The sequence below is a fragment of the Pedococcus sp. KACC 23699 genome (assembly GCF_045348425.1).
Classification (GTDB): Bacteria; Actinomycetota; Actinomycetes; order Actinomycetales; family Dermatophilaceae; genus Pedococcus.
Window position 1 is genome coordinate 440,081 of sequence record NZ_CP157483.1, and the last position, 16,049, is coordinate 456,129.

The 16,049-nt window shown below is 70.9% G+C and carries 13 protein-coding genes; 2 read left to right on the forward strand and 11 right to left on the reverse strand.

All coding sequences use genetic code 11. From position 1 onward, the window contains the following. Positions 1 to 2,133 (reverse strand): NAD-dependent DNA ligase LigA, encoded by a 2,133-nt coding sequence (ligA, locus tag ABEG17_RS02105; RefSeq protein WP_406831596.1) that lies wholly within the window; start codon positions 2,131 to 2,133, stop codon positions 1 to 3. 194 nt (positions 2,134 to 2,327) lie between these two features. Here ligA and ABEG17_RS02110 point away from each other — a divergent pair, with 194 nt between their 5' ends. Further along, positions 2,328 to 3,827 carry a long-chain-fatty-acid--CoA ligase gene (locus ABEG17_RS02110; protein WP_406831597.1) on the forward strand — a complete coding sequence of 500 codons (1,500 nt, stop codon included), beginning with the start codon at positions 2,328 to 2,330 and terminating at the stop codon, positions 3,825 to 3,827. Between the two features lie 14 nt (positions 3,828 to 3,841). Here the strand turns inward: ABEG17_RS02110 and ABEG17_RS02115 are convergent, their stop codons facing one another. The 5 genes from ABEG17_RS02115 to ABEG17_RS02135 form a co-directional block, all read right to left on the reverse strand. Next, positions 3,842 to 4,936, reverse strand: a complete 1,095-nt coding sequence (locus tag ABEG17_RS02115) for a DMT family transporter (RefSeq protein ID WP_406831598.1) — start codon at positions 4,934 to 4,936, stop codon at positions 3,842 to 3,844. 7 nt (positions 4,937 to 4,943) lie between these two features. Then, positions 4,944 to 5,930, reverse strand: a complete 987-nt coding sequence (locus ABEG17_RS02120; RefSeq protein WP_406831599.1) for a methionine synthase — start codon at positions 5,928 to 5,930, stop codon at positions 4,944 to 4,946. A gap of 143 nt (positions 5,931 to 6,073) precedes the next feature. Continuing rightward, the gene (locus tag ABEG17_RS02125; protein ID WP_406831600.1) at positions 6,074 to 6,487 is read right to left on the reverse strand and encodes an MmcQ/YjbR family DNA-binding protein; all 414 of its coding nucleotides are present in this window, start codon (positions 6,485 to 6,487) and stop codon (positions 6,074 to 6,076) included. Positions 6,488 to 6,492: 5 nt separating this feature from the next. Continuing rightward, on the reverse strand, positions 6,493 to 7,578 hold the full coding sequence (gene mnmA / locus ABEG17_RS02130; RefSeq protein ID WP_406831602.1) for a tRNA 2-thiouridine(34) synthase MnmA: 1,086 nt from the start codon (positions 7,576 to 7,578) through the stop codon (positions 6,493 to 6,495). Next, positions 7,578 to 8,765, reverse strand: coding sequence for a cysteine desulfurase family protein (locus ABEG17_RS02135; protein WP_406831603.1), 1,188 nt, complete (start codon positions 8,763 to 8,765; stop codon positions 7,578 to 7,580). The genes mnmA and ABEG17_RS02135 overlap by 1 nt, the downstream gene beginning before the upstream one ends. Positions 8,766 to 8,956: 191 nt before the next feature. On the opposite strand from ABEG17_RS02135, the gene ABEG17_RS02140 reads away from it, so the two are divergent. Then, positions 8,957 to 10,408: a S8 family peptidase gene (locus tag ABEG17_RS02140; protein ID WP_406831604.1), complete on the forward strand. Its 1,452-nt coding sequence runs from the start codon at positions 8,957 to 8,959 to the stop codon at positions 10,406 to 10,408. A gap of 76 nt (positions 10,409 to 10,484) precedes the next feature. Here the strand turns inward: ABEG17_RS02140 and ABEG17_RS02145 are convergent, their stop codons facing one another. From ABEG17_RS02145 to arfB, 5 genes are all read right to left on the reverse strand, one after another. Continuing rightward, positions 10,485 to 10,961 carry a (2Fe-2S)-binding protein gene (locus ABEG17_RS02145; protein ID WP_406831605.1) on the reverse strand — a complete coding sequence of 159 codons (477 nt, stop codon included), beginning with the start codon at positions 10,959 to 10,961 and terminating at the stop codon, positions 10,485 to 10,487. 9 nt (positions 10,962 to 10,970) lie between these two features. Continuing rightward, positions 10,971 to 13,364, reverse strand: a complete 2,394-nt coding sequence (locus ABEG17_RS02150) for a molybdopterin cofactor-binding domain-containing protein (protein WP_406831606.1) — start codon at positions 13,362 to 13,364, stop codon at positions 10,971 to 10,973. A 219-nt stretch (positions 13,365 to 13,583) separates the two neighbouring features. Then, a complete protein-coding gene (locus tag ABEG17_RS02155; RefSeq protein ID WP_406831607.1) occupies positions 13,584 to 14,543 on the reverse strand; it encodes an electron transfer flavoprotein subunit alpha/FixB family protein in 960 nt (319 codons plus the stop codon). A 30-nt stretch (positions 14,544 to 14,573) separates the two neighbouring features. Further along, positions 14,574 to 15,356, reverse strand: a complete 783-nt coding sequence (locus ABEG17_RS02160; RefSeq protein WP_406831608.1) for an electron transfer flavoprotein subunit beta/FixA family protein — start codon at positions 15,354 to 15,356, stop codon at positions 14,574 to 14,576. Between the two features lie 171 nt (positions 15,357 to 15,527). Continuing rightward, complete coding sequence (gene arfB, locus ABEG17_RS02165) at positions 15,528 to 16,046, reverse strand: alternative ribosome rescue aminoacyl-tRNA hydrolase ArfB (protein ID WP_406831609.1); 519 nt, start codon at positions 16,044 to 16,046, stop codon at positions 15,528 to 15,530. Positions 16,047 to 16,049: the final 3 nt, after the last annotated feature.

Sequence of the window (16,049 nt, forward strand, 5' to 3'; positions counted from 1 at the left end):
TCAGTCCCCCTCGGTGCCGGACTCCGGACCGTCGGCGAGCAGCCGGCGGAACCCCGCCTCGTCGAGGATGGGTCGCCCCAGCTCGCGGGCCTTGTCCTCCTTGGATCCGGCGTTCTCCCCGACGACGACGTAGTCGGTCTTCTTCGACACCGAACCCGAGGCCTTGCCACCACGGGACAGGATCGCCTCCTTGGCCTCGTCACGGGAGAACCCCTCCAGCGAGCCGGTCACGACGATGGTCAGCCCCGCGAGGGTCTGCTCGACCGACGCGTCGCGCTCGTCCTCCATCCGGACGCCGTCAGCGGCCCAACGGTCGACGATCCGCTGGTGCCAGTCGTTGCCGGGGGCGTCGAACCACTCGCGCACCGCCTCCGCGATCACGCCCCCGACCCCCTCGACCCCGGCGAGCTCCTCGAGGCTGGCCGCGCGGATCGCGTCCATCGAGGCGAAGTGCTGCGCCAGCGCACGCGCAGCGGTGGGCCCCACGTGGCGGATCGACAGCGCGACGAGCACCCGCCACAGCGGCTGGGTCTTGACCTGCTGGAGGTTGTCGACGAGCCGCCTGCCGTTGGCTGACAGGACGCGGCCGTCGACGACCTCGTCCTCGGGGTCGGTCTTCTTCGCGGCGCGGGTGAACAGCGGGACCTGCGCGATCTCCTTCTCCCCCAACGAGAAAAGCCCAGACTCGTCCTCGAGCACACCCGCGTCGAGCAGCGCGATGGAACCCTCCCACCCGAGCGCGTCGATGTCGAAGGCGCCGCGACCGGCCAGCCCGGCGAGCCGCTCACGCAGCTGCTGGGGACAGGTCCTCGCGTTGGGGCACCGGATGTCCTTGTCGCCCTCCTTCTCCGGCTTGAGGGGCGTGCCGCACGACGGGCAGGCCGTCGGCATGACGAACTCCCGCTCGGTGCCGTCGCGCAGCTCGACGACCGGACCGAGGATCTCGGGGATGACGTCCCCGGCCTTGCGCAGGACCACCGTGTCACCGATGAGGACCCCCTTGCGTCGCACCTCGTCGCCGTTGTGGAGGGTGGCCCGCTCGACGGTGGACCCGGCGACCAGCACGGGCTCCATCACCCCGAACGGGGTCACCCGGCCGGTGCGGCCCACGTTGACCTGGATGTCGAGGAGCTTGGTGTTGACCTCCTCCGGCGGGTACTTGTAGGCGATCGCCCAGCGCGGCGCCCGCGACGTGGACCCGAGCCGGCGCTGGAGGCTGACCTCGTCGACCTTGACCACGATGCCGTCGAGCTCGTGCTCGACGCTGTGCCGGTGCTCACCGAAGTGCACGACGAACGCCTGCACCTCCTCGATGGTGTCGACGACCTTGAAGTGGCTCGAGATCGGCAGCCCCCACTCGCGCAGCAGCTCGTAGGCCTCCGACTGCCTGGTCAGCTCGAACCCCTCGCGGAAACCGATGCCGTGCACGAGCATGTGCAGCGGACGGCTCGCCGTCACGCGGGGGTCCTTCTGCCGCAGGGAGCCGGCGGCAGAGTTGCGTGGGTTGGCGAACGGCGGCTTCCCTGCCTCCACGAGCGAGGCGTTGAGGTCGGCGAACCCCTCGATCGGGAAGAACACCTCACCGCGGATCTCCACGCGAGCCGGGTGGTCGGTGCCCGCCAGCTGGTGGGGTATGCCGTCGATGGTCCGGACGTTGTTGGTCACGTCCTCGCCGGTGCGGCCGTCGCCGCGGGTCAGGGCCCGGACCAGGCGGCCCTTCTCATAGAGGAGGTTGACCGCCAGGCCGTCGATCTTCAGCTCGCACAGGTAGTGGAAGTCCGTCGTCCCGGAGTCACGGGTCACCCGGGCCGCCCAGGCGGCGAGCTCCTCCGGTGAGAAGCAGTTGTCGAGGGACAGCATGCGCTCGAGGTGGTCCACCGCCTGGAAGTCGGTGCTGAACGCCGCTCCCCCGACCTGCTGCGTCGGGCTCTCGGGGGACCGCAGCTCCGGGTGCGCGTCCTCGATCTCGGTCAGCCTGCGGATGAGCGCGTCGTACTCGCCGTCACTGATCGTCGGGGCGTCCCTGACGTGGTAGGCGAACTGTGCCGCGCTGGCCTGCTCGGCGAGGTCGGTCCACTCGTGACGGACCTGGTCGGGGACGCTGCTCGAGACGATCTCACTCACGCAGGTCATCCTGCCGCACGGCACCGACGGCCACCGCGGAGGCGCGGCACTCCCCCGCGGAGTTCGGCGTTGGCAGGGTAGCCGCGCCCGCGGCATACCGGAGCTGGACCTCGCGCCGTGCACACGGCGCCCGATGCGTGGCCAAACCGGGCACGACCGGCAAGGATGTCCACACCACGTTCCCCGACGATGCGGAGCCCTCGATGACGAACCTCGCGACCAACCTGGTCACCACGGCACAGAAGACGCCCGACCAGGCAGCCATCAAGTTCAGGGGCAACGACCTGAGCTACGCCCACCTGCACGCCATGGCGGCCAAGGTGGCCGGATCGCTGCGGGCCGCGGGTGTCGAACCGGGTGACCGCGTGGCGATCATCCTGCCGAACGTCCCGGCGTTCCCCGTCGTGTTCTTCGGGTCGCTGCTCGCGGGGGCGATCGTCGTGCCGATGAACCCGCTGCTCAAGGCGGGCGAGATCGACTTCTTCTTCAGCAACTCCGGCGCGAAGGTCGCCTTCGTCTGGCCCGACTTCGTGTCCGAGGCCACCGAGGGAGCGAAGAACTCCGGCACCCGCATCGTCCAGTGCGGGCCCCTCGGCCCCGACGAGGGCGCCCTCGAGGAGGGTGAGCCGATCGCCGAGCCGATCGAGCGCGCCGACGACGACACCGCGATCGTGCTCTACACCTCGGGCACCACGGGCCGTCCCAAGGGGGCCGAGCTCACCCACAGCAACATCCACCTCAACGCCTACCGCAGCGCCGTGGACATCCAGGAGACCAACAGCGACGACGTCGTCATGGGCTGCCTCCCGCTGTTCCACGTGTTCGGGCTCGTGGTCGGGCTCAACGCCGCCGTCATCGCGGGCGCCGCACTCGCGCTGATCCCGCGGTTCGACCCCGCCGAGGCCATCAAGGTCATCACCGACGAGAAGGTCACGATCATGATGGGCGTGCCCACCATGTATGCCGCGATCCTCAACCACCCGGACTCCGACCACATGGACGCGACGTCGCTGCGCACCTGTTGCTCCGGCGGGTCGGCCATGCCGCACGAGGTGATGAAGGCGTTCGAGGACAAGTTCGGGTGCGTCATCCTCGAGGGCTACGGCCTCTCCGAGACCTCTCCCGTCGCGTCGTTCAACATGCCGACGAAGGAGCGCAAGCCGGGCACCATCGGCGTGGCCATCCCCGGCTGCGAGATGAAGCTCGTGGACCTCGACGGCAATGACGTCCCGCCCGGCGACGGCGTCGGCGAGATCGCGATCCGCGGCGACAACGTCATGAAGGGGTACTGGCGCAACCCCGAGGCCACCGCCGAGGCCATCCCGGACGGTTGGTTCCGCACCGGCGACCTCGCGACGATGGACGACGAGGGCTACTTCACGATCGTCGACCGCAAGAAGGACATGATCCTGCGCGGTGGCATGAACGTGTACCCGCGCGAGGTCGAGGAGGTGCTGTACGAGCACCCCGACGTGCTCGAGGCAGCGGTCGTCGCCGTGCCGGACGAGCTGCTCGGCGAGGAGGTCGGTGCGGCCGTGGCGCTCAAGCCCGGCGCCCAGGCGTCGCTCGAGGACGTGCAGGCCTTCGTGAAGTCGAAGATCGCGGCCTACAAGTACCCGCGCCACATCTGGGCGGTCGACGAGCTCCCGAAGGGCGCGACCGGCAAGATCCTGCGGCGCGAGGTGCACCAGCCCTCCGCCTGACCAGGCAGCTCGTCTCAGGCAGGCTGCTCGCCCGGTGCCTGACGGCGCCGGGCGGGCAGCCCGACCACCACCGCCGACACCAGCACGATGGCCGCGCCCACCAGCTGCGGCCAGGCCAGGTGCTCATCGAGCACCAGCACACCGAGGATGACCGAGACCACCGGGATCAGGTAGGTGACCGTCGTGCTCACCGTCGCACCCGCCCCACGGACGACGTCGAACTGGAGCATGTAGGCCAGCCCGGTCCCGACGACGCCCAGCACCAGGACGCACAGGACCGGGGTGAGCCAGCCACCGCCGGTCGGGTCGACGTGCCCGCTCCACGGCGCTGCATACGTGTCGCGGTGCAGGGACCACCACACCAGCAGGACCGGGGCCATGAGGACCGAGCCGACGACGAGCAGCGCGGTCGGCATGGACAGCCCACCGAGGTCGGCACCGCCGAGGAACCGGCGGTTGTAGGTCCAGCCCAGGCCGTAGCACGCGCCCGCCACGAGGGTCATGCCGAAGCCGAGCAGGTCGGGGCGCCCGGCGGACTCCCACGGCTGGGTGATGACGACGACGCCGACGAAGCCGACGAGGACCGCCGCGACCTTGCGCGGGGACAGGCGGTCGCTGGGCAGCAGCAGGAGCGCGAAGAATAGGGCGGCGATCGGGGTGGTCGCGTTGCCGATGCCGGCCAGCGCGCTCGACACCCGCTCCTCGCCCAGGGCGAAGAGGCTGAACGGCAGGACCGTCAGGAAGATGCCGGACACCGTCAGGTGGGCCCAGGTACGGCGTCCGCGCGGCAGCCGCCCGCCGGTCACCGCGAGCAGGGTCAGGAGGGTGGCCGTCCCGGCGTAGATGCGCAGGCCCGAGATCTGCAGCGGCGCCATCGTGCGCAGCCCGATCTTCATCAGCAGGAAGCTCGACCCCCAGATGAGCGCCAGCATGAGGTACTTCGCCTGCCACGGCACGCGCGTGGTGCGCACCGGGGCCGTCGACGTCGCCGTCTCTGGTGCGCCGCCGGAGGGGTGGCCGGCAGCGCTGCTCGTGGCGTTGCTCGTGACATTGCTCGTCGCGTTGCTCGTGGCGCCACCGGTCGGTGGGGTGTTCGTCGTGCTGCTCATCGGTGTTTCAGCCTTCGGCTCGTTCGGTCCACTCGGCAGCCACCTCGACCGCCCTGCGTTGAACGCCCCAGGCCCCGTGCGGTGTGAGTCCGGCGAGGCCGCACGTCGGGGTGGCGACGAGGTCGGCCAGCCCGCGCGGCGCGAGCCCTGCATCGCTCCACCCGCGTTCGACCGTACGGGCAGCGTCCTTGGAGGTGCTGGTGCCGTCGGTCGCCAGGCATCCGGCCCACAGGGCGACGCCCTGCTCGGTCGTCGCCGCGATCGACTCCCAGCGCTGGGGGGTGAGGTGGGTGACGTCCAGGGACACGGCGCCGACGCCCGTCGCCCGCAGGAGCGGCAGCGGTATGGCGCGGTCGCAGCAGTGCACGACGGTCGCCCGCTCCCCCGCGGCAGCGAGGACGTCGCGCAGTCCATTCATCGCCCGCTGAGGGTCGACCGGACGCAGGTAGCCGTACCCGGACGCGGTGGGGAGATGGCCGGCGAGGACGGCGGGCAGCGAGGGCTCGTCGACCTGGAGCACCAGCCGGGCACCGGGCACCAGCCGCTGGACGGTGTCGAGGTGGACGCGGATGCCCTCGGCCAACGAACCGGTGAGGTCGCGGACCGCACCCGGGTCGGCCAGGACCTTCTCGCCGCGGGTCAGCTCGAGGTTCGCCGCCAGGGTCCACGGACCGGTGCACTGGAGCTTGAGCTCGCCCTCCCAGCCGTCGAACGCCTCGGCCAGCTCGTCCAGGTCCTGGCGCCACAGGGCTCCGGTCCGCGACGCGTCGTGACCTGGACGCTCGACGAGGCGCCACCCAGCGGGCTGGAGGTCGACGTGCAGGTCGACGAGGAGCCCGGCGGCTCGGCCGATCATGTCGGCACCGGGTCCGCGGGCGGGCAGCTCGGGCAGGTAGGGCAGGTGGTCGTCGACGGCCAGGATCTCGCGGACCCCTCGCAGCGCCTCCCTGATGTCGGTGCCGGGAAGGGAGCCGATACCACTTGCGCGAGCCACGGCCCCGACTCTAGTCGCGACCACCGACAGCCCAGCCCACACCGCTCGGCCTCACTCCTCGCTCGCAGGATTGGGTGTCCACGCGGGCGGAATTCCGACCGTCTGGACACCCAATGCGGCGAAGATGCAGCGAGAAGGGCGTGTCAGCGCGCGTCGTGCTCCGCGACCAGGCGCTTCGGCGCGACCTGCCGCCACGCGTCCTCGACGATCTCCTCGACGCGGTCCCAGTCGATGTCGTCGACGTCGAGGTGGACCCCGACCCAGCCGCGGGTGCCGACGTAGGGCGGCCGGAAGTATCGCTCCGGTTCGGCGGCCACCAGGGCACCCTGCACCCCCTCGGGCGCAGCGGCCCAGAACCCCACGCGGTCGTCGTGGTGGTGCTGCGACGTCACCACGAACATCTTCTTCCCGCCGGCCCACCAGCAGGGCTCGCCGTGCGACGTCCGCTCCTGCGTCGCCGGGAACGCGAGGCACAGCGCCCGGACCCGGGCCAGCGGCGTCCCGTCACGAATCTCCCGAGCCGCCGCGCCGTCCCCCACGGCCTCCTGCGACGCCATACCGATCAGCGCTCGAGCCAGCTCGACCCTATGGTGGCCGAACCCACCACGCGGGTCCCGTCGTAAAGCACCACCGACTGACCCGGGGCGACACCGCGCATGCGCGACGAGAGTCGCACCTCGACGTCCTCGCCAGAGGCCCACGCCTGCGCCGGCACCTCTTCGCCGTGCGCACGCACCTGGGCCCCGACCTCGACGACCCCCTCGGGGGGAGCGCCGCACCAGCGGGCGTGGTCGCCTCGAATCGCGTTGACCCCCAACAGGTCTGCGGTGCCGATCGTCACCGTGTTGGTGGCGGCGTCCACACCGACGACGTAGCGCGGCTCTCCGTCCTGGCTCGACCGGGGAAGGCCCAGCCCGCGCCGCTGGCCGACGGTGTAGCCGTAAGACCCGGCATGCGCCCCGACGACCTCGCCCGAGGCTGCGTCGACGATGTCACCGGCCTGCTCCCCCAGACGGGACGTGAGCCAGCCCCGGGTGTCGCCGTCGGCGATGAAGCAGATGTCGTGGGAGTCCGGCTTGGAGGCGATGTAGAAGCCGCGTTCCCTTGCCTCCGAACGGATCTCGGGCTTCGTGGTGTCGCCCAGGGGGAAGAACGCGCGGGCCAGCTGGTCGGCATCGAGCACACCCAGGACGTACGACTGGTCCTTGGCCATGTCCACGGCCCGGTGCAGCTCGCGCCGCCCTCCGTCACCCGTGACGATCTGCGCGTAGTGGCCGGTCGCCACGGCGTCGAACCCCAGGGCCACGGCCTTGTCCAGTAGCGCGGAGAACTTGATCTTCTCGTTGCACCGCAGGCAGGGGTTCGGGGTGCGTCCGGCCGAGTACTCGGCGACGAAGTCCTCCATGACGTCACGCTTGAAGCGAGCGGCCATGTCCCAGACGTAGAAAGGGATCCCGAGCACGTCGGCCACCCGTCGAGCATCGCCGGCGTCCTCGATGGTGCAGCACCCGCGGGCCGACTCGCGCAGGGTCGCCGCGCTCTGCGACAGGGCGAGGTGCACGCCGACGACCTCGTGACCGGCGTCGAGCATGCGGGCAGCGGCGACGGCCGAGTCCACTCCTCCGGACATGGCGGCGACGACCCGCATCAGCTGGCCAGTCCACTGGCGCGGCGGGCACGCTCGACCGCGGCCGGCAGCGCCGCGAGCAGGGCGTCGACGTCGGCATCGGTCGAGGTGTGGCCCAACGTCAGGCGCAGCGCACCACGCGCCGAGCCCTCCGGGATCCCCATCGCGAGGAGCACGTGCGAGGGCTGCGGCACGCCGGCCTGGCACGCCGAGCCGGTCGAGCACTCCACCCCCGCGGCGTCGAGGAGGTAGAGCAGCGAGTCACCCTCGCAGCCCGGCACGAGGAGGTGGGCGTTGCCGGGGAGCCGCCGTATGGCGTCGCCGGGCTCCCACGCGCCGGTCACCGTGATCGCATACCCCATCTCCTCCGCCGAGGTGATGAGCCGGTCGCGCAGGGCGACGAGGCGCGCGGTCTCGGACCCGAGGGCGGCGACCGACTCCTCGACGGCCACGGCGAAGGCGCGGATGGCGGGCACGTCGAGCGTGCCGCTGCGGATCTGGCGCTCCTGCCCACCACCGAAGGTCTGCGGGACGACCGTGGCGTCACGGCGGACGAACAGTGCGCCGATCCCGAGCGGGCCACCGACCTTGTGACCGGTCACCGTCATGAGGTCGGCCCCGGAGCCGGCGAAGTCCACGGGGACGTGCCCGGCCGCCTGCACCGCGTCGGTGTGGAACGGGATCCCGAACTCGTGGGACAGGGCGGCCAGCTCGGCCACCGGCTGGATCGTGCCGACCTCGTTGTTGGCCCACATCACCGTGACGAGCGCAACCGAGTCGGGGTCCTCCTCGATCGCCGCACGGACGGCGCCGACGGTGACCACCCCGTGCGCGTCGGGTTCGACCCAGCTGGCCTTGGCCCCCTCGTGGGTGACGAGGTGGTCGACGCAGTCGAGCACGGCATGGTGCTCGATCGCGCTCACGACGATGCGGATGCGGGCGGGGTCGGCGTCGCGCCGTGCCTCCCACGTCCCGGAGACGGCCAGGTTGTCGGACTCGGTGCCCCCGGAGGTGAAGACCACCTCGGACGGACGCGCCCCGAGGGCCTTCGCGATGCGCTCGCGCGACTCCTCCACGACGCGTCGCGCGAGGCGGCCACTCGTGTGCAGCGACGACGCGTTGCCGGTGACGGCCAGCTGCTCGGTCATCGCCGCGACGGCCGATGGGAGCATCGGCGTGGTGGCGGCGTGGTCGAGGTAGGCGGGCACCCGCAAAGTTTACGCGGCGAGGGCGGGACCGCCCCTCGCACACCCGCTCCTCGGTCGCTCCAGGCCCCCAGGGACCTGCCCTTCCTTGACCCTCCCTTGACCTACTCGCGCGTAACCACACGCAGCGAACCCTCGTTGTCCGGGCACAGGCAGACCATCACCGATGCTGGTCGCTCCTCGAAAGGGAACCCATGCGCACTGTGACACGTACCCGGGCAGCCGTCGCTGCCGCGGCCCTGGCCGCTGTGGCCCTGGCCGCCCCGGCCTCCGCCGGCCTGCTCCCGTCGGGCGGCTCCCTCGCCGCCGTCCAGCCCTGGCTCTCCTCGCAGCTGGGAACGCTCCAGGCCGCCACCCCCACGACCGTGCTCGTGCACGGCACGGACACCGCAGCCGCCAAGCGCGCCGTCGCCGCGGCCGGCATGAGGTCCGTGACGACGTTCGACAAGATCGGCGTCGTCGTCGCCACCGGCCTGCCGGCCCAGATCCAGGCTGTCCGCGGCCAGTCGGGTGTCACCTACGTCGAGGGCAACCAGCCCATCGCCTTCACCCTCGCCACGTCCAACAAGGCCACCCGCGGCGACGAGGCGCGCAACACCCTCAGCGGTGCCGACGGCACGAGCCTGGACGGCAAGGGCGTCTCCGTCGCGGTGATCGACTCCGGCGTCGACCCGAGCCACCCGTTCCTGCAGAACGCGAACGGCACGTCCGCCGTGGTCAAGAACCTCAAGATGGTCTGCGAGCCGCTCACCGAGAGCACCTGCGCGCCTGTCGACGCCGGAGCGCTCGACACGGACCTGCTGTCGGTCGGCGGTCACGGGATGCACGTCAACGGCATCGTCGCCGGTCGCGACGTCACGCTGTCCGACGGGACGAAGATGCACGGTGCGGCTCCCGGCGCGAGCCTGGTGAGCATCAGCACCGGCGCGGTGCTGTTCATCATCGGGGCCGACGCCGCGCTCAACTGGGTCCTCGAGAACCACGCGGCCCCCTGTGGTGCAGGGGTCCCCGCTAAGACCTGCCCGCCCATCAAGGTGACGAGCAACTCTTACGGCCCCACCGGGGGTGGCGCCTTCGACCCCAACTCCGCGACGGTCAAGCTCCAGCGTGCGCTCGTCAAGGAAGGCGTCGTGTCGGTCTGGGCCAACGGCAACGACGGTGGCGACGGCTCGGCCTCGCTGTCCAACCCGCCCGGCATGGACCCGACCCCCGGCATCCTGTCGGTCGCGTCCTTCTTCGACCAGAACACCGGCACCCGCGACGGCACCGTCTCCTCCTTCTCCAGCCGCGGCAAGAAGGGCGACCAGTCGACCTACCCGGACATCTCGGCACCCGGTGAGAGCATCACCAGCTCCTGCCGCATCTACCTCCCGATCTGCAGCACCGGCATGGACCCCAAGGAGGCCGGCGACTACAACACGATCAGCGGCACCTCGATGGCCACGCCGCACATCTCCGGCATCGTCGCCCAGCTCTTCCAGGCGAACCCGTCGGCCACGCCTGCGCAGATCGAGGCCGCGATCGAGTCGACCGCCTACAAGTACACCGACGGCGCTCCCTACGAGCCCGGCACCAACGGCACCACGAGCTTCGACAAGGGGCACGGCCTCGTCGACGTCGTGGCGGCCGCCAACGTCGTCCGCTGACACCCCCAGCCCGGCGGACGAACGCCGAACGCCCCGGACCGCGCGTGGTCCGGGGCGTTCGTGCGTATGGCGCGTGCTACATGCGGGCTGCGCCGTCCCGGATCGCCTCGCGGATGCGGTTGTAGGTGCCGCAGCGGCAGACGTTGCGGATGGCGTCGAGGTCCGCGTCGGTAATCTCGCGTCCCTCGGCGCGCACCTTCCGCACCAGGGCCACCGCGGCCATGATCTGGCCGGGCTGGCAGTAGCCGCACTGGGCGACGTCGCGTGCGAGCCAGGCCTCCTGCATGGGGTGCAGGTCCCCCTCGGCGGTGTCGGCGAGCCCCTCGATCGTCGTGACCTCGTCGGTCGGTGCGAGGTCGCCCACGCGGACCGAGCAGGGGTTGAAGGCCTTGCCGTTGATGTGGGAGGTGCAGGCCTTGCAGACGTTGATGCCGCAGCCGTACTTGGGACCGGTGTAGCCCAGGACGTCGCGCAGGACCCAGAGGAGCCGGACGTCGTCGGCCACGTCGACGGTGACAGACTCGCCGTTCACGGTGAAGGTGTGCTGTGCCATGGGTGCTCCTCAGTAGGTGTGGGTGAGGCCGTCGGTGGGCGACGCCGGCACCGGGGGGATGAAGGTCTTCGGGGTGAACGAGACGGTCCCGTGGTTGACCGGGAACCGCGTGGGCACCGTGCCGGTGGCGCGAGCGTAGGCACAGGCCGTGGCGGCGACGGACGCAGCGACGCCGGCCTCCCCCGCCCCTCCGGGCAGGTCACGGTCCGAGGGCATGACCACGCACTCGAAGACCGGTGGGACGTTCCACTGCCGGGTGTAGAAGTAGTTGTCCCAGCTGGCCTCGAGGAAGTGCCCGTCCTGCAGGTGGGTGCTGCTCGTGAGCGCCAGGGCGATGCCGTCGGAGACGCCACCCATCATCTGCGCCTCGAGCCCGCGGGGGTTGACCACGAGGCCGGCGTCGATCGCGATGACGGCCTTGGTGACCCGAGGGCCCGTGACCGCTTCACGGATCTGGCGGTTCACGGTCTCGGGGCGGCAGTCGATCTCGACGAGCACCGCGGTCGCGCCCTTGTACTCCGAGTGGATCGCGATCCCCTGGGCGGTGCCGGTCGGCATCGCCCGGCCCCAGTTCCCGACCTCTGCGACCTTGCGCAGGCAGGCCTTGACCCGCTCGTTCTTGAGGAAATCGAGGCGGAAGGCCACGGGGTCCTTGCCCATCTTCTTCGCCAGCTGGTCGATGAACAGCTCGTTGGCGCAGGCGACGTCGGGTGAGTAGATGTTGCGCATGCTCCCGGTGTTGAAACCCGTGTCGACCTCGTTGAGGAGCTGGGTCACGACCCCGAAGTCGTAGGGCAGCTCCTGGGTCAGCGTGAAGATCGACTGGGCGAACCCGAGGTTGCCCAGCCCCGCCGGCAGCTCGGCCGCCATGGCGGTGAGCCGCTCGCCGAGACCGTGCGAGAAGTCGGTCTCGACGCTCGTGTGGCGCTGTTGGAACGACAGCACCTCCGTCCCGAGCATGGTCGCGCGGATCCGCGACGTCGCCATCGGGTGGACGCGACCCTGGCGCGGCTCGTCGGCGCGGTGCCACATGAGCTTGACCGGCTTGCCCATCGCCTTGGAGATCTTGGCCGCCTCGATGGCTGCGTCGCCGAAGAGCTTGTGCCCGAACGACCCGCCGCCAGTGACGACGTTGACCTTGACGCTCGTCTGCGGGAGGCCGAGGGCGTCGGCGATGTTGCGCTGCGCCACGATCGGTGACTTCAGCCCCGCCCACACGGTGGCCGTGCCGTCACGGACGTCGGCGATGGCGCAGTTGGGCTCGAGGGCCGCGCTGCTGCGGAACATGAACTCGAACCGCATATCGACGGTCTTGGCGAGCAGCGGCACCTTCGGCACCGCCATCGGCAGCTCGGCCGCCTTGAGCCGGCGCAGCACCGACTCGTCGGACTCGCCCTCGACCGTGCCACCGTTCCACGAGACGTCGAGCGCCCGCACGGCGTCGATGCACTGGCCGAAGGTGGCGGCCCGCACCGCCACGCCGGTCTCCACGACCACGACGTCGGTGACGCCCGTCATGGCCCTGACCTCGGCGAGGTTCTGGACGCTGCGCGGGGAGCCGTTGAGCGTCGGCGGCCGGCACACCATCGTCGGCAGCGCGTCCGGCACGTCGAGGTCCATCGTGAACTTCTTGGCACCGGTTACGGCGTCGCGGGCATCCACCCGGTTCTGCGGGGTGCCGACGACACGGAACGACGACCGTGACTTCAGGGCGACCTTGACCGGCACCGTCTCGGAGCTGGCCGCCAGCGTGGCGAGCTCGCCATAGGTGGCGCTGCCGCCCACCGCGTCGGTGATGATGCCCTGCCTGGCGGTGAGCGAGGACACCTGCGCACCCAGGAACGTCGCCGCAGCGGCGAGCAACCGACCCTTCGCGACCGCGGCCGCGACCCGGATCGGGGTGTACATCGACTCCATCGTGTTGGAGCCACCGGTCAGCTGGTTGAAGACCAGCTCGGGACGGGCCGGCGCGAGGGTGACCTCGACCTTGTCGAGGGGCAGGTCGAGCTCCTCGGCGATGAGCATGGCCGCAGCCGTCGTGATGCCCTGCCCGACCTCCATCCTCGGGATCGCGAAGTGCGCGACCCCGTCCTTGTCGAGGGTGATCGAGATGAGCTGCGAGGTCGCCAGAGCCGACCTGGTCTGCAGGTCACCGAGGTCGAAGGTCTCGGGAATCTGTGGGGCGCTCGGGATGGCAGCGGCGGCGGGCTGGGCACCGGTGGTGAGGTCGGCGGCCACGACGAGGGTCGCCCCGGTCAGGACGTATCCCATGAACCCGCGGCGGGACAGACCTGCACGGTCGCGACGCGGTGGTGCCGCGGGGCGCGGACCGAGCGGCTGCCCGGACTGCCCGGACTGCGGCGCGGTCTCCTCGGGATCGGGTTGGGCGGGCATTGTCGTCATTGACATTCCTCTCACCAGACGGAGCACGTGACGTCAAGACGTTCGGGGCCCGCGGCGCGGGCCCCCCGCGTGCTGGTTTGTCCAGATTCGGGGCCATCCGCCCAGCGGATGGGTGCGTGTCCACACTCCGGACATTTCCGCGTATGACGCCCACGCGCCATACGCCGAAGGGCCCCCGACCGGTGTGGTCGGGGGCCCTTCGGACGAGCGGGTCGAGGCCTAGCCCTTGGCGGCCTTGACGGCGTCGGTGGCCTGCGGCAGGACCGCGAAGAGGTCGCCGACGACGCCGAAGTCGACGAGCTCGAAGATCGGCGCCTCCTCGTCCTTGTTGATGGCGACGATGGTCTTCGAGGTCTGCATGCCGGCGCGGTGCTGGATGGCACCGGAGATGCCGCACGCGACGTAGAGCTGCGGCGAGACCTGCTTGCCGGTCTGGCCGACCTGCGAGGTGTGCGGGTACCAGCCGGCGTCGACGGCGGCGCGCGAGGCGCCGACGGCGGCACCGAGGGAGTCGGCGAAGTCCTCCACCTTGGAGAAGTCGCCGCCGGTGCCGCGGCCACCGGAGACCACGATGGCGGCCTCGGTCAGCTCGGGGCGGCCGGTGGCCTCCTTGGGCTTGGACTCGGTGATCTTCGCGCCCTTGGCACCCTCGGAGATCTCGATCGAGACGACCTCGTCGGCCGCCGCGCCGGCGTGCTCCTCGGGAGCCGCCGAGTTGGGCTTGACGGTGACGATCGGCGTGCCCTTGGTGACGGTCGAGGTGACCGAGTAGGAGCCGGCGAAGACGGACTGGGTCGTCTTCACGCCACCGCCCTCACCCGCCTGCACGTCGACCGCGTCGGTGATCAGACCGGACTCGGTCTTGATCGCGAGGCGCGCGGCGATCTCCTTGCCGGCGGAGTTGCTCGGGATGAGCACGGCGGCCGGCGAGGCCGAGGCGACGAGCTGCGCGAGCACCTCGGCCTGCGGGGCTACCAGGTGGTCGGTGACGTCGGCGGACTCGACGCGGTAGACCTTCTCCGCGCCGTACTTCGCGAGCGCCTCCTTGGCCGCGTCGAACCCGTCGCCGACGAAGACGGCGGAGGGCTCGCCGAGGCGGCGGGCGATGGTCAACAGCTCAGCGGTGGTCTTGCGGACGGTGCCGTTCGCGTGGTCGACCAGGACGAGTACTTCAGCCATGGGTATGCCTTCCTTCTCTCTCTGGCCGGCTCAGACGAACTTCTGCGCGGACAGGAACTCGGCGAGCTTGCTGCCGCCGTCACCCTCGTCGGTGACGATCTGGCCCTGCTCGCGCGGCGGGCGCTTGGTGAACGACTCGACCTTGGTCCAGGCGGCCTCGAGGCCGACCTGCGAGGCGTCGACACCGAGGTCGGCGAGCGCCCACTCCTCGACCGGCTTCTTCTTGGCGGCCATGATCCCCTTGAACGAGGGGTAGCGCGGCTCGTTGATCTGGTCGGTGACCGAGACGAGCGCGGGCAGCGAGGCGACGATGGTCTCGGACGCGGCGTCACCGTCTCGGCGGATGGTCACGGTGGACCCGTCGACGGTCAGCTCGGAGGCGAACGTCACCTGCGGCAGGCCGAGGCGCTCGGCGAGCATCGCCGGGACGACGCTCATGGTGCCGTCGGTCGAGGCCATGCCGGTGATGACGAGGTCGGGCGTCCCGATCTTCTTGACGGCCTCGGCGAGGACGAGCGAGGTGGCCACGGAGTCGGACCCGTGGATCGCGTCGTCCTTGACGTGGACGGCCTTGTGCGCGCCCATCTGGAGCGCCTTCTTGAGGGCGTCGGCGGCCTGGTCGGGGCCGACCGTCAGGACGGTGACCTCTCCCTCGCCGGCCTCGACGATCTTGAGGGCCTCCTCGACGGCGTACTCGTCGAGCTCGGACAGCAGTCCGTCGACACCCACCCGGTCGGTGGTGTTGTCGGAGTCGTTGAAGGTGCGGTCGGACTGTGCGTCCGGAACGTATTTCACGCAGACGACGATGTTCATGCGCAGATCGTCCTCTTCCAGGTAGGGAATGAGATGAGGTCAGGTGCCATCCTTACAGTCCGTGCTCGCCGAGGGCACACCAGCGCCGCGTGACGCTCACCACGGGGTCACCGGCAGCAGGGAGAGGGTGAGCGTGGACACACGAGCGGGGCCTCGACCGGTGGCCGTGGTTCAGCCGTCCCCGGTCGAGCGCCGCCCTGCCTTGAGCTGACCGCGGCGCTTCTTGGAGTCGAGGCGACGCCTCCGCGAACCCATCGTCGGCCGGGTGGCACGCCTCGGTGGCGGGTCGGGGGCCGCGGCTTCGCGGATCATGGCGACGAGGCGCTTGCGGGCGGCGACCCGGTTCTGTCGCTGGGCCCGGTGCTCTGACGCCACGACCAGGAGGCGACCGCCCACGAGGTGCGGCACGAGACGCTCCCGTAGCCGCTCGCGGACGGCGTCGGGGAGGCCGGCAACGGCTGTCGAGGTGGACGGGTCGAACTCCAGCTCGACCCGGCTGTCGGTGGTGTTGACGCCCTGGCCGCCGGGGCCCGACGACCGGGAGAACCGCTCGACCAGCTCGCCCGCGTCGATCCGCAGCCCCTGCGGCAGTCCCGGTCCCGGCGGGACCACGAGCGCGGCACCGGGCTGGGGCCGGTTGGCGGAGATCGTCGTCACCGCACCACTCCACCACAGAGGGCGCTGCGCCATGCG

What these genes read in the sequence shown, in the direction of transcription:
- ABEG17_RS02115 (WP_406831598.1), bottom strand. Translation starts at nt 4,936, where the DNA reads ATGAGCAGCACGACGAACACCCCACCGACCGGTGGCGCCACGAGCAAC.
- ABEG17_RS02155 (WP_406831607.1), bottom strand. Translation starts at nt 14,543, where the DNA reads ATGGCTGAAGTACTCGTCCTGGTCGACCACGCGAACGGCACCGTCCGC.
- ABEG17_RS02150 (WP_406831606.1), bottom strand. Translation starts at nt 13,364, where the DNA reads ATGACGACAATGCCCGCCCAACCCGATCCCGAGGAGACCGCGCCGCAG.
- ABEG17_RS02110 (WP_406831597.1), top strand. Translation starts at nt 2,328, where the DNA reads ATGACGAACCTCGCGACCAACCTGGTCACCACGGCACAGAAGACGCCC.
- ligA (WP_406831596.1), bottom strand. Translation starts at nt 2,133, where the DNA reads ATGACCTGCGTGAGTGAGATCGTCTCGAGCAGCGTCCCCGACCAGGTC.
- ABEG17_RS02160 (WP_406831608.1), bottom strand. Translation starts at nt 15,356, where the DNA reads ATGAACATCGTCGTCTGCGTGAAATACGTTCCGGACGCACAGTCCGAC.
- ABEG17_RS02140 (WP_406831604.1), top strand. Translation starts at nt 8,957, where the DNA reads ATGCGCACTGTGACACGTACCCGGGCAGCCGTCGCTGCCGCGGCCCTG.
- ABEG17_RS02145 (WP_406831605.1), bottom strand. Translation starts at nt 10,961, where the DNA reads ATGGCACAGCACACCTTCACCGTGAACGGCGAGTCTGTCACCGTCGAC.
- ABEG17_RS02125 (WP_406831600.1), bottom strand. Translation starts at nt 6,487, where the DNA reads ATGGCGTCGCAGGAGGCCGTGGGGGACGGCGCGGCGGCTCGGGAGATT.
- mnmA (WP_406831602.1), bottom strand. Translation starts at nt 7,578, where the DNA reads ATGCGGGTCGTCGCCGCCATGTCCGGAGGAGTGGACTCGGCCGTCGCC.
- arfB (WP_406831609.1), bottom strand. Translation starts at nt 16,046, where the DNA reads ATGGCGCAGCGCCCTCTGTGGTGGAGTGGTGCGGTGACGACGATCTCC.